19 protein-coding genes and 1 tRNA gene are annotated in these 25258 nt (G+C 33.0%); 16 read left to right on the top strand and 4 right to left on the bottom strand.

Annotated features, from left to right (window positions below):
- The first annotated feature begins 349 nt into the window (after window positions 1-349).
- Both IAI56_RS07180 and IAI56_RS07175 read left to right on the top strand, forming a co-directional pair.
- Window positions 350-1582: a metallophosphoesterase gene (locus IAI56_RS07180; RefSeq protein ID WP_187657223.1), complete on the top strand. Its 1233-nt coding sequence runs from the start codon at window positions 350-352 to the stop codon at window positions 1580-1582.
- Between the two features lie 74 nt (window positions 1583-1656).
- Complete coding sequence (locus IAI56_RS07175; protein WP_133532652.1) at window positions 1657-1953, top strand: thioredoxin family protein; 297 nt, start codon at window positions 1657-1659, stop codon at window positions 1951-1953.
- Here IAI56_RS07175 and IAI56_RS07170 read toward each other — a convergent pair.
- The gene (locus tag IAI56_RS07170) at window positions 1950-2585 is read right to left on the bottom strand and encodes a polysaccharide deacetylase family protein (RefSeq protein WP_187657222.1); all 636 of its coding nucleotides are present in this window, start codon (window positions 2583-2585) and stop codon (window positions 1950-1952) included. The two genes, IAI56_RS07175 and IAI56_RS07170, sit on opposite strands and share 4 nt — an antisense overlap.
- 78 nt (window positions 2586-2663) lie before the next feature.
- Window positions 2664-5945, bottom strand: coding sequence for a glycosyltransferase family 117 protein (locus IAI56_RS07165; RefSeq protein ID WP_187657221.1), 3282 nt, complete (start codon window positions 5943-5945; stop codon window positions 2664-2666).
- Window positions 5946-6194: 249 nt separating this feature from the next.
- Between IAI56_RS07165 and IAI56_RS07160 the strand changes: the two genes are divergently transcribed.
- Window positions 6195-6265, top strand: a tRNA-Gln gene (locus IAI56_RS07160).
- A 50-nt stretch (window positions 6266-6315) separates the two neighbouring features.
- Here IAI56_RS07160 and IAI56_RS07155 read toward each other — a convergent pair.
- On the bottom strand, window positions 6316-7140 hold the full coding sequence (locus IAI56_RS07155; RefSeq protein ID WP_187657220.1) for a universal stress protein: 825 nt from the start codon (window positions 7138-7140) through the stop codon (window positions 6316-6318).
- A gap of 165 nt (window positions 7141-7305) precedes the next feature.
- Here IAI56_RS07155 and rimP point away from each other — a divergent pair, with 165 nt between their 5' ends.
- The 5 genes from rimP to IAI56_RS07130 all read left to right on the top strand — a co-directional run bounded on the left by rimP (window position 7306) and on the right by IAI56_RS07130 (window position 12912).
- Entirely contained in the window at window positions 7306-7776 is a 471-nt protein-coding gene (gene rimP / locus IAI56_RS07150) for a ribosome assembly cofactor RimP (protein WP_187657219.1), read from the top strand.
- A 9-nt stretch (window positions 7777-7785) separates the two neighbouring features.
- On the top strand, window positions 7786-9027 hold the full coding sequence (gene nusA, locus IAI56_RS07145) for a transcription termination factor NusA (RefSeq protein ID WP_187657218.1): 1242 nt from the start codon (window positions 7786-7788) through the stop codon (window positions 9025-9027).
- 54 nt (window positions 9028-9081) lie between these two features.
- Window positions 9082-11877, top strand: coding sequence for a translation initiation factor IF-2 (infB, locus tag IAI56_RS07140; protein WP_187657217.1), 2796 nt, complete (start codon window positions 9082-9084; stop codon window positions 11875-11877).
- 123 nt (window positions 11878-12000) lie between these two features.
- Complete coding sequence (locus IAI56_RS07135; protein WP_187657216.1) at window positions 12001-12426, top strand: hypothetical protein; 426 nt, start codon at window positions 12001-12003, stop codon at window positions 12424-12426.
- A 135-nt stretch (window positions 12427-12561) separates the two neighbouring features.
- A complete protein-coding gene (locus IAI56_RS07130) occupies window positions 12562-12912 on the top strand; it encodes a hypothetical protein (protein ID WP_187657215.1) in 351 nt (116 codons plus the stop codon).
- A gap of 302 nt (window positions 12913-13214) precedes the next feature.
- Here the strand turns inward: IAI56_RS07130 and IAI56_RS07125 are convergent, their stop codons facing one another.
- A complete protein-coding gene (locus IAI56_RS07125) occupies window positions 13215-13604 on the bottom strand; it encodes an SPOR domain-containing protein (RefSeq protein WP_187657214.1) in 390 nt (129 codons plus the stop codon).
- Between the two features lie 218 nt (window positions 13605-13822).
- On the opposite strand from IAI56_RS07125, the gene IAI56_RS07120 reads away from it, so the two are divergent.
- From IAI56_RS07120 to IAI56_RS07085, 8 genes are read left to right on the top strand one after another with little or no spacing between them, the layout of a single operon-like run.
- The gene (locus IAI56_RS07120) at window positions 13823-15148 is read left to right on the top strand and encodes a c-type cytochrome (protein ID WP_187657213.1); all 1326 of its coding nucleotides are present in this window, start codon (window positions 13823-13825) and stop codon (window positions 15146-15148) included.
- Window positions 15149-15180: 32 nt separating this feature from the next.
- Window positions 15181-18237, top strand: a complete 3057-nt coding sequence (locus tag IAI56_RS07115) for a TAT-variant-translocated molybdopterin oxidoreductase (protein ID WP_187657212.1) — start codon at window positions 15181-15183, stop codon at window positions 18235-18237.
- 36 nt (window positions 18238-18273) lie between these two features.
- On the top strand, window positions 18274-19683 hold the full coding sequence (nrfD, locus tag IAI56_RS07110) for an NrfD/PsrC family molybdoenzyme membrane anchor subunit (RefSeq protein WP_169524636.1): 1410 nt from the start codon (window positions 18274-18276) through the stop codon (window positions 19681-19683).
- 8 nt (window positions 19684-19691) lie between these two features.
- Entirely contained in the window at window positions 19692-20228 is a 537-nt protein-coding gene (locus tag IAI56_RS07105) for a DUF3341 domain-containing protein (RefSeq protein WP_187657211.1), read from the top strand.
- Window positions 20229-20237: 9 nt separating this feature from the next.
- A complete protein-coding gene (locus tag IAI56_RS07100) occupies window positions 20238-20798 on the top strand; it encodes a c-type cytochrome (RefSeq protein WP_187657210.1) in 561 nt (186 codons plus the stop codon).
- A 27-nt stretch (window positions 20799-20825) separates the two neighbouring features.
- Complete coding sequence (locus tag IAI56_RS07095) at window positions 20826-22154, top strand: quinol:cytochrome C oxidoreductase (protein ID WP_187657209.1); 1329 nt, start codon at window positions 20826-20828, stop codon at window positions 22152-22154.
- A gap of 20 nt (window positions 22155-22174) precedes the next feature.
- Window positions 22175-23362, top strand: coding sequence for a cytochrome c oxidase subunit II (locus tag IAI56_RS07090; protein ID WP_187657208.1), 1188 nt, complete (start codon window positions 22175-22177; stop codon window positions 23360-23362).
- Window positions 23363-23388: 26 nt separating this feature from the next.
- Window positions 23389-25197 (top strand): cytochrome c oxidase subunit I, encoded by a 1809-nt coding sequence (locus tag IAI56_RS07085; RefSeq protein WP_187657207.1) that lies wholly within the window; start codon window positions 23389-23391, stop codon window positions 25195-25197.
- The last annotated feature ends 61 nt before the right edge of the window (window positions 25198-25258 follow it).

Raw genomic sequence — 25258 nt, 5'->3', positions numbered from 1 at the left:
TTTAAAACAAAAATTCATTAAATAATTATCGAAAATTCAAACAGAAGATCATAAAAAGCAGAAAATAGATTATAACTAAAATGATTTCTAGTCGAAATTGCTGTATTTTTTTCATAAGAAATGTGTTTTAATGAAATTGTAAACATTGCAAATCAAATAGTTTGTTTTTGTAAAATGTTTTATTTTTCATGAAAGTGATGACGTTTTTTATGAAATTGGTTATTATTTTTATGAAGTAAAAATCAATAGAAAGTTATCTTGTATTTGCTTTTACTTAACACACGTTAAAAAAACCATAACAATGTAATTTAGTGATTACTTTATTCGTTATTTTGCCGAAAATATTTGTATGTTTCGTTGGTTATTTCTCTTCATAATCATTGCTATTGTTGAAATTTATTCTTTTCAAGCGATAAGAACAATTTCAAAATCTAGAGTTGTACTTTCAGTATATTTGATAGTCTCTATATCAGTAATCATTTTTATTTTCTACCAATTTTCAAAATTTGATAGAAGTGTTGGACAAACGCAAATGTCATTATTTACTTTAGGATTGTTGTTGTTGGTGCTTGTTCCAAAAATTATAATGACATTATTTATGTTTTTGGAAGATATTTTCCGGATTTTTAGCGGAACAATTACTCATTTTATGGGCGATAACGATTCGGGAAATTTTTTGCCAAACCGACGAAAATTCATCAGTCAGATGGCTCTAGCAATTGCGGCAATTCCGTTCACTTCATTGTTATACGGAATGACGAAAGGGAAATACAATTATAAAGTAATCAAACAAACGCTGTTTTTTTCAGATTTGCCCGATGATTTTGATGGTTTCACAATTACTCAAATATCCGATGTTCATAGCGGAAGTTTTGATAATCCAGAAAAAATACAATATGCAGTTGATTTGATTAATCAACACAAAACCGATTTGATGCTTTTTACTGGCGATATTGTCAATACACATGCAACGGAAATGCATCCTTGGATTGAAACTTTTAATAAAATTGATAATCATCAATATGGAAAATTCGCGGTTTTAGGGAATCATGATTATGGAGAATATGTAACTTGGTCATCGCAAGCAGCAAAAGACGAAAATTTTGAAGCCATTAAAAAAGTATATGGCGATATTGGTTTTGATTTGCTTTTAAACCAAAACAAAAAAATTAAAAAAGGTTCGAGCGAAATAGCGATTGTTGGCGTTGAAAATTGGGGTAAAAATTTCAAACAAGCTGGCGATTTAAACAAAGCTTCGGAAGGATTGTCCAATGAAGATTTTAAAATATTAATGAGTCATGATCCAAGTCATTGGGAATATGAAGTTAAAAACCATGATAAAAATTTCCAATTAACGCTTTCTGGTCACACGCATGGATTGCAATTTGGAATTGAAATACCTGGAATTATCCGATGGAGTCCAGTACAATATGTTTACAAGCAATGGGCTGGATTGTATGAAAATTTAGGACGTTATATCTATGTAAATCGCGGTTTTGGGTTTCATGCTTATCCTGGTCGTGTTGGAATTTGGCCAGAAATAACGGTTTTCGAACTAAAAAAAGCAGAAAAAGTAGCATAATTAGTTAAAAATGCTACATTTGTAGTATTCTAAATTCATTTCTTTATAAAAGAAAATTATAATATTTTGGTTTTATGTCAAAATTTGGAGAATTAATTAACGCTCAAGTACCTGTGTTGATAGACTTTTACACAGAGTGGAACGATTCATCAGTTTCAATGCATCCTGTAATTAGAGATGTTGCAGCCGCACTTGGTGATAGAGCCAAAGTGATTAAAATTGACGTTGATAAAAATCAAGAACTTGCCGAAGCACTTCGCATCAAAGGTTTGCCTACTTTAATGATTTATAAAGAAGGTCAAATGGTTTGGAGACAATCAGGCGAATTAGATGCTAATACGTTGATTGGAATTGTACAAGAGCAACTTTAGTCGATTTTTTCGCAGGTAAATCCTTTCTCTTTTAAAAACTCTAATGTTTTTGGTAAAACATATTCTAGGTTTTGCCAAGCTTTTTTGCTGTCGTGAAAAACGATAATACTTCCACTTTCTATATTTTTCAATACATTCTCTAAGCATTTTTCTTTTGATGTAGTTTGGTCAAAATCATAAGAAATAATATCCCACATGATTATTTTGTAACCCATTTTTCTAAGTATTTTCGCTTGGGAAGATTTTATTTTTCCGTAAGGTGGACGAAAGAGTTTGCAGTTTTCTGTACTCAGTTTATAGTGTTCAGCTTCATAGAGTTTTGCATTGTTAATGTAATCTTCCGTTGAGGTTTCCCAGCCTTTAAGATGGTTAAAAGTATGATTGCCAATGGAATGATTTTCTGAAATTACTTTTTGGAATATTTCAGGATATTTTCTGCAATTATCACCAATACAAAAGAATGTAGCTTCGGCATTGTAGTTTTTTAGTTGTTCTAAAACCCATTCCGTTATTTCAGGCGTTGGTCCATCGTCAAAAGTTAAATACACTTTTTTTTCGTCATTTGGTATTGACCAAACATAGTTGGGGAAAAGTATTTTAATTAACCGATTTGTTTTAATCCATAAACTCATGTTGTAAATGTAATAATAAAAAAAATGTGCCAAAATGAATTTTCATGATGACACATTTCAATTTTTTTGAATTAAAAATTACTCCATTTCTCTACCAAAACGTTCAAAACGTTTATTTAATGAATTGAAAGCTGCTTTGTTTTTAGTATAGAATTCAAGGTCTTTGTTGTCCTTCATAACATATAATAAACTTCTATATCGTTCAATATCAGTAATAATGTCTGAAGCAATTCCGTTTTGAATAGAAGATTGAATTCCGCTGTAATAGGTTAAGCTTTGCTTGTATTTGTTTACTAATTTATTTAACAATTCACGCGCTTTTTCTTTTTTACCAATTTGATAATAACCACTTGCAAAAGGCTCAACCATAGTGTAATAGCCATAATAATCCATTGGCATTTTATTTAAAGCAAGTTCAATTATTTTTTCGGCTTTATCGTTTTTCTCTTCATAGATTAGCTGTTGCATCAATCTAGCCATATTGGTTCTGTAAGATATACTGTTTTTTCTAGTTTCTGGATCATGATAAATATCAGTTCTTTCGCCGTTACCCCATTCCCATTTATTGATAATGTTGTACATTTTTTCACTATCAATTTGTCCCATATCTATAGGACTTTCTGGATTGTTTTTGGTTTTTACAGGAACTAATTTGTAAACCAAACCGTCTAATTGTAGATAATCTTTCATCCAAAGATAATCGTCATCACCAAAACTTCCTCCAGTAAAATAAATTGGTCGTTTCCAATTGTTGTTTGCAATCACATCAAGCATCATCAATCGGTTTTTATACATTGCGCGTCCTTTGATATCCAAATCAATAAAAGGAACAATTGAGTCGTTGTATTTTGGATTCACCACTTTGTTTTGGATGATGTTGTTTTTATCAACTGGAATTCTGATTTTATTGGTTGGATAGAAATGAATGGTTTGTCCATTTTCCAAATCAATTGTTGATCTTGAATCTTTTATAAAATCAATTAATGCTTTTACATCCCATCGCGCATCGGTTTTTGGAACATGGGCAACATAGTCTAGTTTGTCACCAACATATTCATCATGTTTAAACGAAATAGGTAGTCCTTCAGCTTTGTAGGTTTTGTTTTTTTGCTGATCGATATACCAATCGGTCATGAAAAGACTTGTATTTACAATTTTTACATCTGTTCTAATGCCTTCAATTTCTTGTGCATACCAAAGCGGGAATGTGTCGTTGTCACCAATGGTAAATAGAATGGCGTTTTGTTCACAGGAATTCAAATAATTTTTTGCCATTGCTAAAGCGGTATATTTATTTGAACGGTCGTGATCATCCCAGTTTTGGGTTGCCATTAAAATTGGTGAAGCAAGTAGACAAGCTGCAATTACAATTGGACCAGCCAACTTTGATTTGACATAACCAGTTACAATTTCATAAATAGCATAGACTCCAAATCCTACCCAAATCGCAAAAACGTAGAATGAACCTACCAATGCATAATCTCTTTCTCTTGGTTCGAATGGTCTTTCGTTTAAGAAAATTTTCAAGGCAATGCTTGTAAACAAGAATAGAACCAAAAGAACATAGAAACTCTTTAAATCACGCTGTGCATGATACATTAAACCGATAAGTCCGATGATGAATGGTAAAAAGAAATATACATTTCGTCCTTTGTTATTTTTAGCATCATCTGTTAAGTTGGTTTGTGTTCCTTTTCCTAGATGAAGTTCATCAACAAAATCAATTCCGCTAATCCAGTTTCCGTCTAGGTTATCATATTTACCTTGAATGTCGTTTTGTCTTCCAACGAAATTCCAAAGTAAATATCGTCCATACATATAACCAAATTGGTATTCAAACATGAAACTTAAATTGTCTAAAGCCGATGGTTTTTCGATGATTAAATAATCGCTGTATTTTTTTAAGAAAGCTACATAATCTTCGTTGTCCACTTGTTTTTGGGCATAAGCCGTTTTGAATTCGTTTATGCTAGATGTTAACTCATTTTTTAGTTGAGCAACAGCTTCGTTGATTTGTTCTTCGCTTAATTCTTCTAAATTAACACCATATTGAGCTAAATCTTCTTCATAAGGATAATTATGATTTAGTTGGAATTTTGGAACACCAGTAAAGGAAATATAATTTTCAATATGTTCTGTACTCCACAGTCGAGGTAAAACAGCTTTGTGATTATTATCGGTGTTTTGTTCGGCGTTTTTATAATTGTTTACAATTACATATTTTCCGGTTTTATAATCTCTTTCATAGTTGGGTTTTTTGTCCAAATAAGGTTGATCTGCATCCAATCCTGCAAAGGTATCAGTATATTGCGGACCATAAAATAAAGGATTAACACCATATTGCTCACGATTGTAATACGCTAGAACTTCGGCAGCATCAGAAGGTTTATTTTCGTTAATTACCACATTAGCATTTGCTCTAATTGGTAACATCATCCAAGTTGAAAATCCAATCAATAAAAACAAAATACAAAGGATAACGGTATTGTAGAAAGGATGTCCTTTTTGGCGAGTGTATTTCAATCCAAAATAGAAAAAAGCAACAATTAATAATGATGCAAAAATAGTTCCTGAGTTGAACGGTAAACCGATGGTGTTTACCATAAAAATCTCCATTTTTCCGAAGAAAGCTAATGTATAAGGCAATAATAATTTGAAGATAAACAACAAAACGGCTACAATTATAATGTTAGCAATGATGAAGTTTTTTACAGTTATTTTTTTGTAGTTTTTGAAGAAATATAAAAAACCTATGGCAGGAATTGTCAATAATGCCATAAAGTGTACTCCAAATGAAAGCCCAATTACAAGCGAAATTAACAACAACCATCGATTTCCTCTTGGCGTATTCATTTCTTCTTCCCAACGCAAACCTAACCAAAGTAGAATTGCAATAAACAACGATGCCATTGCGTAAACTTCGGCTTCAATGGCACTATTCCAAAAACTATCTGAAAAAGTAAAGGTTAATGCGCCAACAAACGAACTTCCTAGAACTACAATTAATTTAGAATTATCGAGTTCTGTATAATTACTGATTATCTTTTTAAGCAAAATCGTGCTTGACCAAAACATAAATAATATGGTAAATGCACTCGAAAACACAGAAAGCATGTTAACCATCAAGGCAACTAATTCATTATTACCAAAAGCAAACATTGAGAAAAAGGCACCAAGAATTTGATAAAACGGCGCTCCAGGTGGATGACCTACTTCTAGTTTAGCTGCGGTAGAAATATATTCACCACAATCCCAAAAACTCATCGTAGGTTCAACAGTAAGTGTATAGGTTATTAGAGCAATTGCGAAAGAAGACCAACCTAAAATGGTATTCCATTTATTAAAATTGAAGTTTTGCATAATTCAATACTAAAGTGTTTTTACTTTTTGTGGTACAAAGAAACTATTTTTTACTGCAAATTAAGTTGCTTTAACTAAATTTTCTTAATTCAAGTGAGTTAATCGTAGGTTAAATAACTAATTTAGAGCATTAATTGGTTTTTTAAATGATTTTTTAAAAAAATATTTGTTTAGATAAAAAAAAGATGTAAATTTGCACTCGCAATAAGCAAAATGCTAGTTCACTATCATTAAAACTTATTAAAATTCTGGTCTATGGTGTAATGGTAACACAACTGTTTTTGGTGCAGTCTTTCTAGGTTCGAGTCCTAGTAGACCAACAAAAAATCCCGCAACTTGCGGGATTTTTTGATTCAATGTGTTTCTAAAATTAGATTTTAAAAGTAACAACTGGTCTAACCGAATGATTAACCAAGTCTTCACTAATACTGCCGTTGAAGAAATGAGCCAATCCTTTTCTGCCGTGAGTACTCATTCCAATCAAATCGGCGTTTATATGGTTTGCAAAATTTAAAACACCACTTTCTACATTAACATCGTTATAGATATGAGTAGAAAATTTATTGATTGTAAATTTAGAAACAAAATGATCCATAATTTCCTGAGCAACGTGAGTTGGTTTAAAACTACTTGGAGTGTTAATCATAACCAAATGTAGTTCTGCATCAAATTTATTAGCAAATTCAACTACTTTTTCAAAAGGTTTTTTTACCTCATCCGAAAAATCAGCAGCAAAAACAAAACGCGCTACATTAAATGTACTTTGTTCTTTTTTGATAATCAAAACTGGAATGTTTGAGTTTCTAACTACTTTTTCAGCATTAGAACCAATAAACATTTCTTTGAAACCGCTTGCACCGTGTGAACCCATTACGATTAAATCAACACCATTTTTTTCGCTGATTTTCATAATTCCATCAAAAGCCAATTCAAATTGAACAATTTCAGAAACTTTTAATCCTTGCAAACAATCGTCGTCCATTAAATCTTCTAGTTTGTTGATGGCAGCATTTTTAAAAAGCATTATTTCTGGTAACTCATGTCCAACTCCAATAGCATCGCCAGCTTGACCAGGTAATTCTAGCATGTGTAATAAGAAGATTTCTCCGTTGTTTTTTCTAGCAATTTCGGCAGCAACTTTTAATGCATAATAGGCGTGATCTGAAAAGTCGGTCGGGACCAATATTTTTTTCATAATAAAAAAGATAAATTAGGTTGTAAATTTTATACAATAAAGATACTAAAAAAATTTGATATCACAATGATTTTTTGATTTATAAAAAAATCACTATATTTGTGCCGTTATTTACCATTTTCTAAATAATGAGGGAAGCAATGCTTCCCTCTTTTTATACAAAATATGACATTTAAAGAAAAAGTAGAAGGTTTGTTAAAGCAAGGGTTAGACGAAAATCCATCTTTGTTTTTGGTAGATTTGAATATATCAGATAGTTACAAAATTACAGTGACTTTAGATGGCGATAATGGTGTTACACTTCAAGATTGCATTGATATCAGTAGAGTAATTGATCAAAATCTAGATCGAGAAGAACAAGATTTTTCTTTAGAAGTTGCTTCGGCAGGAGTTTCATCGCCATTAAAAAATATCCGTCAGTTTAAAAAAAATATAGGGAGAACTTTAAAAGTTAAAACACAATCTGGAGAAACTATCGAAGCAGAATTAGTTGATGCTAAAGAAGATTTTATAATCCTAAAATGGAAGTCCAGAGAACCAAAAAAAATAGGAAAAGGAAAAGAAACCGTTGAAAATCAGCGAGAAATTTCTTATTCAGAGATAAAAGAAGCAATTGTTACAATAATATTTAATTAAAAATTTGGCATGGAAAATATTGCATTAATCGAATCATTTTCAGAGTTTAAAGACGATAAACTTATTGATCGAGTAACGCTTATGGCGATTTTGGAAGATGTTTTTAGAAACGCATTAAAAAAGAAATACGGTTCTGATGACAATTTTGACATCATTATCAATCCTGATAAAGGTGATATGGAGATTTGGCAAAGACGTATTGTAGTTGCTGATGATGATTTAGATTTAGAACACCTAGAAATTACATTGACTGATGCCAGAAAAATTGAGCCCGATTTTGAAATTGGCGAAGAGGTTTCAGAAGAAGTAAAACTTATCGATTTAGGAAGAAGAGCAATTTTAGCTTTGCGTCAAAACTTAATTTCAAAAATTCACGAACACGATAGTACTAATCTTTACAAACAATTTAAAGATTTAATTGGCGAAATTTATACAGCCGAAGTTCACCACGTTCGTCCAAGAGTAGTAATTCTTGTTGACGATGAAGGAAACGAAATCGTTTTACCAAAAGAAAAACAAATTCCTTCCGACTTTTTTAGAAAAGGAGATAACGTTCGCGGTGTAATTGAAAGCGTTGAATTAAAAGGAAATAAACCACAAATTATCATGTCGAGAACGGCAGATAAATTCTTGGAAAAATTATTCGAACAAGAAATTCCAGAAGTATTCGATGGTTTAATCATGATTAAAAAAGTAGTAAGAATTCCAGGCGAAAAAGCAAAAGTAGCCGTAGATTCTTATGACGATAGAATTGATCCAGTTGGAGCATGTGTTGGAATGAAAGGTTCGCGTATTCACGGAATTGTTCGTGAATTAGGTAATGAAAACATTGACGTTATCAACTATACAACTAACTCATCATTGTTGATTACAAGAGCATTAAGTCCAGCAAAAGTATCGTCAGTAAAAATAAACGAAGAAACAAAACACGCTGAGGTTTTCTTGAAATTAGAAGAAGTTTCAAAAGCAATTGGTCGTGGTGGACACAACATCAAATTAGCAGGACTTTTAACCGGTTACGAACTAGATGTAATTAGAGAAGGAAGCGCAATCGAAGAAGACGATGTTGAATTAACAGAATTCTCAGATGAAATCGATGGATGGATTATTGACGAATTTGCAAAAATCGGTTTGGATACAGCCAAAAGTATTCTAAGTCAAAATGTTGATGATTTAGTAAGAAGAACAGATTTAGAAGAAGAAACTATTCTAGAAGTAATCAAAATATTGAAAGAAGAGTTTGAAGACTAATTTTATACAAAAATCAACAACACAACAACAATAGATAAATATTAAAAAGATTTTATGTCTGAAGGAAATATTAGAATTAATAAGGTTTTAAGGGAATTAAATATTTCTTTGGAAAGAGCTGTGGATTATCTAAAAGATAAAGGAGTTGCTATTGAAGCAAGTCCAAACACAAAAATTTCTGATGATGTATACAACATTCTTTGCGGTCAATTTGCTGGTGATAAAGGCAACAAAGAAGCTTCAAAAGGCATCAGCGAAGAGATTAAAAAGGAGAAAGAAGCACTTCGAATAGAAAGAGAAAAAGAGATTGAAGACAAACGTAAGCAAGATGAAGAACGTCAACGTTTAGAATTAATCAAAGCTAAAGCAGTTGTTACAGCACCAAAACAAGTAGGAAAAATTGATTTAGATCCAAAACCTGTTGTTGCCGAAACACCAAAAATTTCTCCAGTTAAAAAAGAAGAAAAACCTATTGAAGTTGTAGTTGAAAAACCATTGGTAGAAACTCTAAAAAGCGAAAGCAAACCAGAGGCAAAACCAATTGAAAAATCAACAGAAAAACTTGTTGAAAAACCTACTGAAAAACCTTCGGAACAAGTTGTTGAACAACCGGTTGAAGAAAAGTTCACAACGCAATATCAAAAATTATCGGGAGCAACTTTGACAGGACAAGTTATTGATTTGTCTCAGTTCAACAAGCCAAAGAAGAAAAAAGAAGAGTTCAAAAAAGACGCAAATAAACCTGGAACACCAGCTAATAATGCAGCAGGAGCAAATAATGCAAATGCAAACAAGAACAAAAGAAAACGTATTCCGCCAAAACCTGGAGAAGCTAGACCATCAACAGGCGGAGGAAATGCTTTTGGACCAAACAAAACAGGAAATAAACCTGGCGGTGGTTTTCAAAAAGGAAATCGTCCAGCAATAGTTCAAAAAGTTGAACCAACAGAAGAAGAAGTTAAAAACCAAATTAAAGAAACTTTAGAACGTCTTCAAGGAAAAGGAAACAAATCTAAAGCGGCAAAATACAGAAGAGACAAACGTGATTCGCATCGTCAACGTTCAGAAGACGAAATGCAAGCACTTGAAGAAGGAAGCAAAACACTTAAAGTTACAGAATTTGTAACCGTAGGTGAAATTGCAACCATGATGGATGTGCCAATTACTAAAGTTATTGGTACTTGTATGTCACTTGGAATTATGGTAACGATGAATCAACGTCTTGATGCAGAAACGTTGTCAATTGTTGCTGATGAATTTGGATACGAAGTAGAGTTTATTACTACTGATATCGAAGAAAATCTTGAAGTTGTTGAAGATAGACCAGAAGATTTAGTTACTCGTGCTCCAATTGTTACCGTAATGGGACATGTTGATCACGGTAAAACTTCCTTACTGGATTATATTCGTAAAGAAAACGTAATCGCAGGAGAATCAGGTGGAATTACACAACATATTGGTGCTTATGGAGTAACCCTTGATGGTGGACAAAAAATAACATTCCTTGATACACCAGGTCACGAAGCATTTACTGCAATGCGTGCTCGTGGTGCTCAAGTAACCGATATTGCAATTATTGTAGTAGCAGCAGATGATGACATCATGCCACAAACCAAAGAAGCAATCAGTCATGCGCAAGCTGCTGGAGTTCCAATGATTTTTGCTATCAACAAAATTGATAAACAAGGTGCAAATCCTGAAAAAATTAAGGAAAAATTAGCCGCAATGAATTTATTAGTAGAAGATTGGGGTGGAAAATACCAATCGCACGATATTTCTGCTAAAAAAGGTACAGGTGTTAGAGAATTATTAGAAAAAGTTTTGCTTGAAGCTGAAATTTTAGACTTAAAAGCAAATCCAAATAAACCTGCAGTTGGAACTGTTGTGGAAGCGCAACTAGACAAAGGAAGAGGTTATGTGTCAACAATCTTGGTACAATCAGGAACATTGAGAGTTGGAGATTATGTTTTGGCTGGAAAAAATCACGGTAAGGTAAAAGCCATGCACGATGAAAGAGGTCATAATATCAAAGAAGCTGGACCGTCAACACCAATTTCAATATTAGGTTTAGACGGTGCATCAACTGCCGGAGATAAATTCAACGTTTTTGAAGACGAAAGAGAAGCAAAACAAATTGCGTCAAAACGTTTACAATTAATGCGTGAACAATCCGTTAGAACACAACGTCATATTACATTGGCAGAAATTGGTCGTCGTATTGCATTAGGTCAATTTAAAGAATTGAACATTATCCTTAAAGGTGATGTGGATGGTTCTGTTGAAGCACTTTCTAGTGAATTCTCAAAATTATCTACCGAAGAAATACAAATCAATATTATCCATAAAGGTGTTGGTGCCATTACAGAAACCGATGTAATGTTGGCTTCTGCTTCAGATGCAATTATCATCGGATTTAACGTTCGTCCTGCTGGAAACGCTCGTCAATTGGCACAAAAAGAAGAAATCGATATCAGAAGTTATTCAATTATCTATGATGCTATCAATGACTTGAAAGATGCAATGGAAGGAATGCTTTCTCCAGAAATGAAAGAAGAAATTACTGGAACAGCTGAAATCCGTGAGATATTCAAAGTATCAAAAGTAGGTTCAATTGCTGGATGTATGGTTACTGACGGTAAAATATTCAGAAATTCTAAAATCAGACTTATTCGTGAAGGAGTTGTAATTTACACCGGTGAATTGGCAACACTAAAACGTTTCAAAGACGATGTTAAAGAAGTTTCAAAAGGATATGATTGTGGTATGCAGATTAAAAACTACAATGATATTGAACAATATGATATAATCGAAGCTTTCCAAGAAGTGGAAGTGAAGAAAAAATTGAAATAATAAATACACAAAGAAATCCCATCAAGTTGATGGGATTTTTTATTTTTAAGTAAGTTTGTTTGGAAAGGGTTTTTGTAGTTAATTAGCGAGAAGATTATCAAATGAGCGATTATAATAAATAAAATGTCAAACCTTAAACTTTTATTGTCTTCTAATTTGTTGCCTTTAGGAGGTTTATTTATTCTTTTTATTTCAATTATGGTTGCTTGGGGTAATATAGTAGATTATGATATTCATAAAAATGGATTTTCTATAATAGCTAAAGTGATAGAAGCTCCAATAGATTGTGATAATGTTTCATCAAGAGGTGGGTTTTGTAAACTTGAATACAATGGAAAGTTATACACCAAAAAAGCTGGAAAGAAATTTTGCCATTTAGTATCTGGACAAGAAACGGTAAAAATGATTACAAATAATGATGCAGAGAGTTTGTTATTTCCTGATGAGTTTTCAGATTTTGAGTTTGTATCGCCTTTTATTTTATTGGTTTTTGCTTTATTTGTTATGATTAAATATTATATTCCATTATCAAAAATTAATGGTGATTAATACTAATTTCTAATTCTTTCAGATATGTTGAATGAAATGCTGCAAATTATTTCAATTAAGATTTTTTCATTACTATCTAGGTGAAAATGTATATGGAGTTTGAATTCAATAGTTAACAATAATAAAGACAGAAATATGAAAATCTATTTATTACTATTATTTATTTTAAATTTCTTTTCTTGTCAAAATCAAAAAGACTTTGGTAAAGAAAGTTTAATTGGTGTATGGGAAAGCACTAATAATAGACATCCAAAGATTAAACTAGTGTTTTCTGAAAATAAAGTTATTAGATTTGAAAATGATAATGAAATTGAATACTCTAGTTTTAGAGTTGATTTTGATACTTTAGTGTTTGTAAAAGGAAGAAATAGTGAAAAACATTTAATTAAAAATTTAAGGAAAGATTTAATTAAATTTAGTCTAGTTAATCCAAATGATGTCGATATAGAATTAATAGACATTTTAGAGTTTAGAAAGGTAAAATAAATCAAAAAGATAGATTGTAAATCATTTCAACTAAGGTTCCTACGGAATGACAAACTACCCGCAAACTTGTCATTCCGTAGGTATCTCATTTAAATCAGAATTGCGCTAAGTGTAAAAGAAACCAATAATTCAGCGAGTTCATCAATTAACTCCTATGGAAGTGGAAATCCTGTAATTACTATTCAGAATTTGAATATGAGATTGCTTGGTTTCTCGCAATGACAGATTGAAATCTTGTTTTTTATAACGAGACGGGAAAACGAATAAACAAAAAAGCGTAAACCATTCGCTCCAAAAAAAAATTACTTATTCGGTTTAATCAAAAAAGCATTAGGGTATTTTTTCTTAAGTGTTTGAAGGTTTTTTTCGGCTTCAATTCGGGTTTTGAAGTTTCCAACCCAAACTTTGTACATAGGAGTACTAAAAACGATAGTTCCATCCATGTTTTTGTTCTCTTTTTTAAAGCTTATTAAGGTTTTTTTGGAGTTTTCGCTGTCGCCATTGAAAATCTGAATTTTATAACGGTCGTTAACAGTTATTGAACTATTGATTTTTCTTTTTTCGTTTAATAATTGCTCAAATTTCGGATCCTGATTGATGATTATATTGCTCTCTTGTGCAAAGCAAAATGAAGTTATTTTTAAAGAAATTGCTAAAAGATAAATTGGTTTTGTTACTGTCAAAATTTTCATAATGATTTGATTTTTATACAAATGTAAAACTTAAAAAATTAATCAAAAGACTATTTGTTATTTAGAATTAATATAAATTAATAATTAAGGTCAAAATTAGGTTTTGAGAATAGTTCTTAAGTCGTATTTTTGTGCAAGTTTTTAATAAAGCGATGCATTTTTTGTGAATAATTCATCATAAAAAGTCATGCCAATTTAGTCGATAATCATTAACAAATATGAAAAAAGTGGGTAACCATAATTCGATTTCAAGGAAAATACTCTTCAGTTTAGCTTTTACGCTAGTTTTCTCCTTAACTTTATTTGCACAAAAAACAGCAGCTCCGGCAGCTGATGCAGCAGCAGTTTCTGCTCCAGCAGCAGCAGGCGATGCAGTTGCAGGAAAAGCGTTGTTTAATGCAAATTGTGCTGCGTGTCACAAATTAGATGCAAAATCAACTGGTCCAGCATTAAGAGATGTAGCCAATAAGTACGACAAAGCTTGGTTGTACAAATGGATCAATAACAGTTCTGCTATGGTAAAATCTGGTGATGCTAAAGCAGTAAAGATTTTTGAAGAGTACAACAAGTCGGTAATGACTTCTTTTCCTCAATTATCAACAGCAGATATTGATAATATTTTAGCTTACACATCTGAGCCAAAAGCTGAGCCTACAACTCCGGTTGCAACTGTAGCAGCAAGTGGTCAATCAGCAGATAGCGGAATTTCTAACAATGTAATTCTTGGTGCATTAGCATTAGTATTATTAATGTTAGTAGTAATGTTGTTCTTTGTAAATAATGTGCTTACTAAAATTGCAAAAGCTAATGGTGTTGAAGTAGCTCAAAAACAAGCTTCGTTACCACTTTGGAAAGCATTTGCTAAAAATCAATTCCTGGTTTTAGTTTCTTCAATTTTCCTATTGTTGGCAAGTGGATACTTTGCTTATGGTTGGTTTATGCAAATTGGAGTGGATCAAGATTATGCTCCAGTTCAACCAATCCATTTCTCTCATAGAATTCACGCGGGAAGCAATGGTGTAGATTGTAAATATTGTCACTCGGCAGCTAGAGTTAGTAAAAATGCAGGTATTCCTTCGTTGAATGTTTGTATGAACTGTCACAAAAACATTTCGGAAGTTGCTGACACAACTGCTACAGCAGAATATTCAAAAGCATTCTACGATGGAGAAATCCAAAAATTATATGATGCTGTTGGTTGGGATAAATCAACTCAAAAATATACTGGAAAAACAAATCCTGTAAAATGGGTTAGAATTCATAATCTTCCTGACTTTGCATACTTCAATCACTCACAACACGTTACCGTTGGTGGAATTGAATGTCAAAAATGTCACGGTGAGGTTCAAACCTATGAAATTCAAAAACAATTTGCTCCTTTAACAATGGGATGGTGTGTAAACTGTCACAGAGAAACGAATGTTAAAGTGGAAGGAAATGCTTATTACGACAAAATTCACCAAGAACTTTCTAAAAAATACGGTAAAGAAAAGCTTACTGTAAGTGATATGGGCGGTTTAGAATGTGGAAAATGTCATTACTAATAAAATAATTAAGAAGCTAATATTTATATACGATGTCATCTAACAAAAAATACTGGAAAAGTGTTGAGGAACTAAACGAAAATAGTTCTATTGTTGAGACGCTTAGAAATAATGAATTCGTGGAAGCAATTCCAACAGATGAATTTTTATCTGACAAAGAATCATTATCATCTTCATCAACTACTCGTCGTGATTTCTTAAAATATGTAGGGTTTAGTACTGCTGCAGCTACATTAGCAGCATGTGAAGGACCAGTTCACAAATCAATTCCTTATGTGTTACAACCAGAACAAATCATTCCTGGTGTTGCAGATTACTATGCAACAACTATGTTTGATGGTTTTGACTTTGCAAACTTATTGATTAAAACACGTGAAGGTCGTCCGATAAAAGTTGAAAACAATACCATTGAAGGAGCAAAATTTTCTGCTAATGCAAGAGTTCATGCTTCTGTATTGTCTTTATATGATAATCTAAGATTAAAGCAAACTAAAGTTGCAGGAAAAGACGCTACTTGGCAAGAAGCTGATTTAAAGATTAAATCTAGTTTAGCCGATGCAAAAGCAAAAGGTGGACAAATTGTTTTGTTGACTAATACACTTGCAAGTCCTTCGACGGAAAAATTAATCGCTGAATTTATTGCAAAAAATCCAACAGCTAAACATGTTGTTTATGATGCGGTTTCAGAATCGGCAGCACTTGATGCTTTCGAAGCAGTTTCTGGAGAAAGAGCTTTAGTGGATTATGATTTTTCAAAAGCTAATGTAATCGTTTCTGTTGGTGCAGATTTCTTAGGAGATTGGCAAGGTGGCGGATTTGATGCTGCTTATGCTAAAGGAAGAGTTCCACAAGCAGGAAAAATGTCAAAACACTTTCAGTTTGAAGCTAATATGACTTTGTCTGGAGCAGCAGCTGATAAAAGAGTTCCAATGACTGTTGCTGAGCAAAAATTAGCATTAGTTAAAATATACAGTGTTATTACAGGTTCTGCTGTAGCAACTGGAAAAATTGCAAATGAAGACGCAGTTTTAAAAGCAGCACAACAATTAAGAGATGCTGGTTCAAAAGGAGTTTTAGTTTCAGGAATACAAGATAAAAATGCTCAATTATTAGTTTTAGCTATTAATCAAGCTTTAACAAGTGAAGCATTTTCAACAGTTGGAACACGTCAAGTTAGAAAAGGTTCTAACGAAAAAGTGGCTCAACTTATTGCTGATATGAATGCTGGAACAGTTCACACACTAATTATGAGCGGAGTTAATCCAGTTTATACTTTAGCAAACGGTGATGCTTTCGTTTCTGGATTGAAAAAAGTAAAACTTTCGGTTTCTTTCGCCTTGAAAGAAGATGAAACAGCTTTAGTTTCATCAATTGCTATTCCTGCACCTCATTATTTAGAATCTTGGAATGATTTAATGTTAACTAAAGGAACGTATTCTTTGGTTCAACCAACAATCAAACCATTATTCAGTTCAAAACAATTTCAAGAAGCATTGTTAGATTGGAATGGAAACACTCAATCTTTCTATGATTATATAAAAGCAAATGCAGCTAACTATATTTCGGGAACTACTTGGAATAAAGCATTGCACGATGGTTTATTTGTTGGTGCTGTAGGTGCAACTTCAATTAGCTCTGCTGATTTTGGAGCTGCTGCCAATGCATTAGCTCAAACAAAAGCTGTTCAAGGATTTGAATTAGTATTATATACTAAAACTGGTCTTGGTGATGGTCAACAGGCAAATAATCCTTGGTTACAAGAGTTTCCAGATCCAATTACAAGAGTTTCATGGGATAACTATTTAACTATTTCTAGAGCTGATGCAGAAGAATTAGGTGTAGAAAATAGAATTGTTGCCGATGGAGGTTTGAACGGAAGTTATGTTACAATTAATGCTGGTAATAAAGAAATTACTGCTCCAGTTATTGTACAACCTGGTCAAGCTAAAGGAACTGTTGGTTTAGCGCTTGGATATGGTAGAAAAGCTGCTTTAAAAGAAGAAATGCAAGTAGGTGTTAATGCCTATGTTTTATACGCAAACTTTAATAATGTACAATCAGTAACTATTACAAAAGCAGGTGGTGAACACGAGTTTGCTTCTGTTCAATCACAAAAAACGTTGATGGGTAGAGGTGATATTGTTAAAGAAACAACATTACAAATATTCAATACTAAAGAAGCTAAGGTTTGGAATCCACAACCAGTTGTTTCTTTAGATCACAAAGAAGTTGAAGCTACTTCGGTAGATTTATGGGAATCATTTGATCGTTCAATAGGACATCATTTTAATCTTTCAATCGATTTGAATTCATGTACAGGATGTGGCGCATGTGTCATTGCTTGTCATGCTGAAAACAACGTTCCAGTAGTAGGAAAAGAAGAAATTAGAAGAAGTCGTGATATGCACTGGTTGCGTATTGATAGATATTATTCTTCAGAAGAAACTTTTGCTAAAGATGTTGAGAAAAAAGAAGGTTTCGACGGTTTATTTGGAGATAAAGGTTCATTAGGTGGATTTGGACAAATGGAAAGTCCTGCTGATAATCCACAAGTAGTATTCCAGCCAGTAATGTGTCAACATTGTAATCACGCACCATGTGAAACAGTTTGTCCAGTTGCTGCAACATCTCACGGTCGTCAAGGTCAAAACCAAATGGCTTATAACAGATGTGTTGGAACAAGATATTGCGCAAACAACTGTCCATACAAAGTACGTCGTTTTAACTGGTTCTTGTATAACAACAATGACGAATTTGATTTCTATATGAATGATGATTTGGGTCGTATGGTTATTAATCCAGATGTAAACGTCCGTTCTCGTGGAGTTATGGAAAAATGTTCAATGTGTATTCAAATGACACAAAAAACAATTTTAACTGCAAAACGCGAAGGAAGAGAAGTTTCAGTAGATGAATTCCAAACAGCTTGTTCTGCAGCATGTTCTACAGGATCGATGGTTTTTGGTGACGTTAACAACAAAGAAGATAAAGTTTCAAAACTTGTTGAAGATAAAAGAATGTATCACTTACTTGAGCATGTTGGTACAAAACCGAATGTATTCTACCACGTAAAAGTTAGAAATACCTAATAGTAAATTTATTAATAAGAAACAATATAAAGGATTATGTCGTCTCATTACGAAGCACCCATTAGAAAACCTTTAGTTATAGGTGATAAAACTTATCACGATGTAACAGTTGATGTAGCTGCTCCAGTTGAAGGTAGAGCAAATAAACAATGGTGGACTGTATTTTCCATAGCATTGGTAGCTTTCCTTTGGGGAATAGGTTGTATAATTTATACCATATCTACTGGTATCGGAACTTGGGGATTAAATAAAACCGTTGGTTGGGCTTGGGATATTACTAACTTCGTTTGGTGGGTTGGTATCGGTCACGCTGGAACTCTAATTTCTGCAGTACTTTTGTTATTCCGCCAAAAATGGAGAATGGCAATTAACCGTTCGGCAGAAGCAATGACAATTTTCTCGGTTGTTCAAGCAGGTTTGTTCCCAATTATTCACATGGGTAGACCTTGGTTAGCGTATTGGGTTGTTCCAATTCCAAATCAATTTGGTTCACTTTGGGTAAACTTTAACTCACCACTTCTTTGGGACGTATTTGCAATCTCTACTTATCTTTCTGTTTCACTTGTTTTCTGGTGGACAGGTTTATTACCTGACTTTGCAATGCTTAGAGATAGAGCAGTAACTCCTTTCAATAAAAAAATCTATTCAATTTTAAGTTTCGGTTGGAGCGGAAGAGCAAAAGACTGGCAACGTTTTGAAGAAGTTTCTCTTGTATTAGCAGGTTTAGCAACACCACTTGTACTTTCGGTACATACTATTGTATCGTTTGACTTTGCTACTTCGGTAATTCCAGGTTGGCATACAACCATTTTCCCACCATATTTCGTAGCAGGTGCGGTATTCTCAGGATTTGCGATGGTAAATACACTTCTTATCATCATGAGAAAAGTATCAAATTTAGAAGCATATATTACTATCCAACATATCGAATTAATGAACATCGTAATCATGATTACAGGTTCTATCGTTGGTGTAGCTTATATAACAGAGTTATTCGTAGCTTGGTATTCAGGTGTAGAATATGAGCAGTATGCTTTCTTGAATAGAGCAACTGGTCCTTATGCTTGGGCTTATTGGGCAATGATGACATGTAACGTGTTCTCTCCACAGTTTATGTGGTTCAAAAAATTAAGAACAAGTATCATGTTCTCTTTCGTAATCTCGATTGTAGTAAATATCGGTATGTGGTTTGAGCGTTTCGTAATTATCGTTACATCACTTCACAGAGATTATTTACCATCATCTTGGACAATGTTCTCACCAACATTTGTAGATATTGGAATTTATATTGGAACTATTGGTTTCTTCTTTGTCTTATTCCTTTTATATGCTAGAACTTTCCCTGTGATTGCTCAAGCAGAGGTAAAAACAATCTTGAAATCATCAGGAGAAAATTATAAAAGAGAAAGAGAAAAAGAAGGTCATAATCATTCAGATAAACACTAATTGTTGTTATGAGTAATACTAAAGTTATACACGCATTATATAATGATGATGATATTTTGATGGATGCTGTAAAGCAAACAAGAAAAGCACATTATCATATTGAAGAAGTCTTTACTCCATTTCCTGTTCATGGTTTGGACAAAGCAATGGGATTAGCGCCAACAAGACTTGCTATTTGTGCCTTTATTTATGGATGTATCGGTATTTCATTTGCAACATGGATGATGTGGAATATCATGATTAATCCAACTGGAGGTTGGCCACAAGATATTGGTGGTAAACCAAGTTTTAGTTATTTACAAAACATGCCGGCTTTTGTTCCAGTAATGTTTGAAATGACTGTATTTTTTGCAGCTCACTTAATGGTTATTACTTTCTACTTAAGAAGTAGATTGTGGCCATTTAAAGAAGCAGAAAATCCTGATGTAAGAACAACTGATGATCATTTCTTAATGGAAGTGTCTGTTAATAACAATGAAGATGAATTGGTTTCTTTCTTTCATAAAACAGGTGCAGTTGAAGTTAAAGTTGTAGAAAAGCATTAAAAAGAGAATATGAAAAAGTTACTTAAAGTAGTATTTATATTTGGATTATTAGTTTCGTTGTCTTCTTGTAAAGATGATAAGAAACCTAATTACCAATACATGCCAAACATGTATGAATCGGTCGCTTATGAAACCTATTCGGAATCTGATGCTTTCAATTCGCCTACTGGTTTGAAAGGTAAAGAAGGACAATTACCTGTTGATGGGACTATTAAAAGAGGTTTTCAACCTTATGAATATCCAAATACAACAGAAGGATATGAAGCAGCAAAAGCAAGTTTAAAATCACCTCTTGATCCAGCTACTGTTGATATGAAAAAAGCACAAGAGTTATACGATATTTATTGTGCAATTTGTCACGGAAATGCTGGTGATGGAAAAGGTAAACTAGTAACCAATGAAAAATTTCTTGGAGTACCAAGTTATAAAGATAGAGTTATTACCGAAGGAAGTATTTTTCACGTAATTACTTATGGGTTAAATTCAATGGGTTCACATGCTAATCAGTTAAACCAAGAAGAAAGATGGTTAGTGACGGCTTATGTTCAAAAACTGAAAAGCGAATTATAATTGTAGAATAAATTGATTGTTATAGATATGTATACTTTTTCTAGTAAATTAAAAACATTTTCATTCATCTTGATGCTTTTAGGAGTATTAGGAATTGGTTATGGCTTTTTTTCGGCGCCAAAAACAATTCAAGATGTAGAAACTATACTTGCTGCTGATAGTCATGGTCATCATGATGCAAAACATGATGCACATGCAACTCAAAAGCACGATGCTAAAGCAGAAGCTGAGCATAATGAACACCTCGAGCATGTTTTACACCAATTGCAAAACAAACCTTGGGCTGCCGTTTATGTAGCTGGTTTGTTCTTTATGTTGATTTCTCTTGGAGTTTTAGCATTTTATGCCATTCAGCAAGTAGCACAGGCAGGTTGGTCACCAGTATTATTTAGAGTAATGCAAGGTATAACTGCTTATTTGTTACCAGGTTCAATCATTGTTTTCATCTTGTTATTACTTTCAGGTTTCCACTTAAATCATTTATTCGTATGGATGAATGAAGGTGTAACCGAAGTTGGTCATGAAAACTACGATAAACTTATTGCTGGAAAATCAGGTTACTTAAATTTTCCATTCTGGATTATCAGAGCTGCAATTTTTATTGCTGGTTGGAATTTATACCGTTATTTGTCTAGAAAAAATTGTTTAGCTCAAGACGAATCTAACGATAATACTTTCTACAAAAAGAATTTCAAAATGTCAGCGGCATTTTTAGTCTTCTTCATTGTAACAGAATCTATCATGTCATGGGACTGGATTATGTCAGTTGATCCACACTGGTTCAGTACATTATTTGGATGGTATGTATTTGCAAGTTTCTTTGTGAGTGGAATAACGGTAATTTCAATGGTTACTTTGTATTTGAAATCAAAAGGATATTTAGAACATGTAAATACAAGTCATATCCACGATTTATCAAAATTCATGTTTGGTATTAGTGTCTTTTGGACTTATTTATGGTTTTCACAGTTTATGCTTATTTGGTATTCAAATATCCCTGAAGAGGTAACTTATTTCATAACCAGAATCGAGCATTATAACATCACCTTTTTTGGTGCTGTTGTTATGAATTTTATTTTCCCATTCTTAGTGTTGATTAATACTGATTTTAAACGCATCACTTGGATAATTGTTATGGCTGGAACTGTAATTTTAGCAGGTCACTATATTGATTTCTTTAATATGATTATGCCAGCAACAGTTGGTGACCAATGGTTTATTGGTATCACAGAAATCGCAGCAATTTTATTCTTCCTAGGATTGTTCATCTTTGTTGTATTTACAGCTTTAACAAAAGCTCCGTTACTACCAAAAAGAAACCCTTTGATTGAAGAAAGTAAACATTTTCATTATTAATATTTTAAAGTAAAAAACAAATGACAACTTTTTTGATACTTATAGTTGTAGCTTTATTAGCAATTGCTTTGTGGCAGTTAACCAAAATTTTTGATCTAACTCAAGTTGGCTCATCAGTTAACGATACTCAGGTTGCAGATGATAATGACAATAAAGTTAATGGATACTTAATGTTTGCTTTCCTTGTTTTCATATACATTACCACAATTTATTGTGTATGGAATTATGGACATTTCCCTTTATTGAGTGATTCAGCATCAGAACACGGTCCATTAGTAGATAATTTGATGATAATTTCATTGGTTTTGATTTTTATCGTTCAAACGATTACACAAGCATTATTACACTATTTCGCTTATAAATACAGAGGAAGAGAAGGACAAAAGGCACTTTATTTTGCTGATAATAACAAGTTAGAAGTTATTTGGAGTTCAATTCCAGCTGTAGTTTTGGCAGGTTTAATTCTTTATGGATTATATGCTTGGAACAACATTATGTTTGTTGACAAAGAACAAGAACAAGACGCTATCATAATTGAATTGTATGCAAAACAATTTGGTTGGGAAGCTCGCTATGCTGGAACTGATAACGTTTTAGGTAAAGCAAACGTTCGTTATATAGAAGGTGTAAATAATCTTGGTGTTGATTTATCTGATCCAAATGCTCAAGACGATTTTGCATCTACTGAATTGCACTTGCCAAAAGGTAAAAGAGTAATTTTTAAAATGCGTTCACAAGACGTTTTGCACTCAGCTTATATGCCACATTTTAGAGCACAAATGAACTGTGTTCCAGGTATGGTAACCACTTTTTCTTTTATTCCAACATTAACAACAACCGAAATGAGAGAAAGGCCAGCTATTGTTGAAAAAGTTGCTAATATCAATGCTATCAGAGCTAAAAATAGCGAAAAATTGGTTGCAAAAGGTGAGCCAGCTCTAGAACCTTATACTTTTGATTATTTATTACTTTGTAATAAAATTTGTGGTGCTTCTCACTACAACATGCAAATGAAAATTGTGGTTGATACTCCTGAAGATTTCAACAAATGGATGAAAGAAAAACAATCAAAAACTATTGCTGCTGCGGCTAAAGTTGCTGCTGCCGAAGCTCAAGCTACTGAAGCTGAAGCTAAAAAACCAGATACTACTGCAGTAACAACAACTAAAGACACAACTTTAGTAGCTAATTCAATAGAAGTTAAATAATTATTTATAATATAAAGCTTAATAATATGTCATCAGAAGCTCACAATCACGCACACGAAAATGATCACGGTCACGACCACGAGCATCACCATAAAGATACTTTTATAACTAAATATATTTTCAGTATTGACCATAAAATGATATCTAAACAGTATTTAATTACTGGTATCATTATGGGTATTATTGGTGTTGGAATGTCAATGCTTTTTAGAATGCAACTTGCATGGCCAGAAGAATCATTCAAAATTTTCAATATATTATTAGGAGACAAATTTGCTCCAAATGGCGTAATGACCAATGAAGTGTATTTGGCATTAATCACTATTCATGGAACCATAATGGTTTTCTTTGTATTGACTGCTGGATTAAGTGGAACGTTTAGTAACTTATTGATACCGCTTCAAATTGGAGCTCGTGATATGGCTTCAGGTTTCTTGAATATGGTTTCCTATTGGTTATTCTTCCTTTCTAGCGTTGTCATGGTTATTTCTCTTTTTGTAGAATCTGGACCAGCTTCTGCAGGATGGACAATTTATCCGCCATTGAGTGCCTTGCCTCAATCTATTTCAGGTTCGGGAACTGGTATGACTCTTTGGCTAGTTTCTATGGCTATTTTCATTGCATCTTCATTATTAGGTTCTTTGAATTACGTAGTAACCGTTATCAACCTTAGAACAAAAGGTATGTCAATGACAAGATTGCCACTAACAATTTGGGCTTTCTTTATTACAGCAATTATTGGTATTATTTCATTCCCTGTTTTATTATCAGCAGCGTTATTGTTGATTATGGATAGAAGTTTTGGTACATCTTTCTTCTTATCTGATATTTATTTGGCAGGTGAAGTATTGAATTATCAAGGTGGTTCACCTGTATTATTTGAACATTTATTTTGGTTCTTAGGACATCCAGAAGTATATATTGTATTGTTGCCAGCTTTGGGTATTACTTCAGAAGTTATTGCTACAAATGCTCGTAAACCAATCTTTGGATACAGAGCGATGATTATGTCTATTATTGCAATTGCATTTTTGTCAACAATTGTTTGGGGACATCACATGTTTATATCGGGTATGAATCCATTCTTAGGTTCGGTATTTACCTTTACAACTTTATTGATTGCAATTCCATCTGCGGTAAAAGCATTCAACTATATTACAACATTGTGGAAAGGTAATCTTCAAATGAATCCTGGGATGTTGTTTTCTATTGGATTGGTTTCTACTTTCATTACTGGAGGTTTAACTGGAATTATCCTTGGAGACAGTACTTTGGATATCAATGTTCACGATACGTATTTTGTTGTTGCTCACTTCCACTTAGTAATGGGTATTTCTGCTCTTTATGGAATGTTTGCTGGAATTTATCATTGGTTCCCAAGAATGTTTGGAAGAATGTTGAATAAAAATTTAGGATATGTACATTTTTGGGTAACTGCGGTTTGTGCTTATGGAGTTTTCTTTCCAATGCATTTTATTGGAATGGCAGGTTTACCAAGAAGATATTATACAAATACTAATTTCCCATTGTTTGATGATTTAGCAAATGTAAATGTTGTTATTACTGTATTTGCTCTTGTTGGAGGTGTTTTCCAATTGGTATTCTTGTGGAATTTCTTCCATAGTATTTTCTATGGTAAAAAGTCTGAACAAAATCCTTGGAAATCAAATACGCTAGAATGGACTGCACCAGTAGAACACATTCATGGAAACTGGCCAGGAGAACTTCCAGAAGTTCATAGATGGCCTTATGATTATAGTAAACCAGGTCATGATGAAGATTTCGTTCCTCAAAACGTGCCAATGAAACCAGGTGAAGAAGTATTGCATCATTAATCGGTTTTAAAAAATATAGAAAATGCCTTTCATCATCGAAAGGCATTTTTATTTGCATCCA

This window comes from Flavobacterium macrobrachii (assembly GCF_014486675.1).
GTDB classification, from domain to species: domain Bacteria; phylum Bacteroidota; class Bacteroidia; order Flavobacteriales; family Flavobacteriaceae; genus Flavobacterium; species Flavobacterium macrobrachii.
The sequence above is the reverse complement of the archived record's forward strand: the minus strand, read 5'-3'. Positions and strand labels throughout refer to the sequence as shown.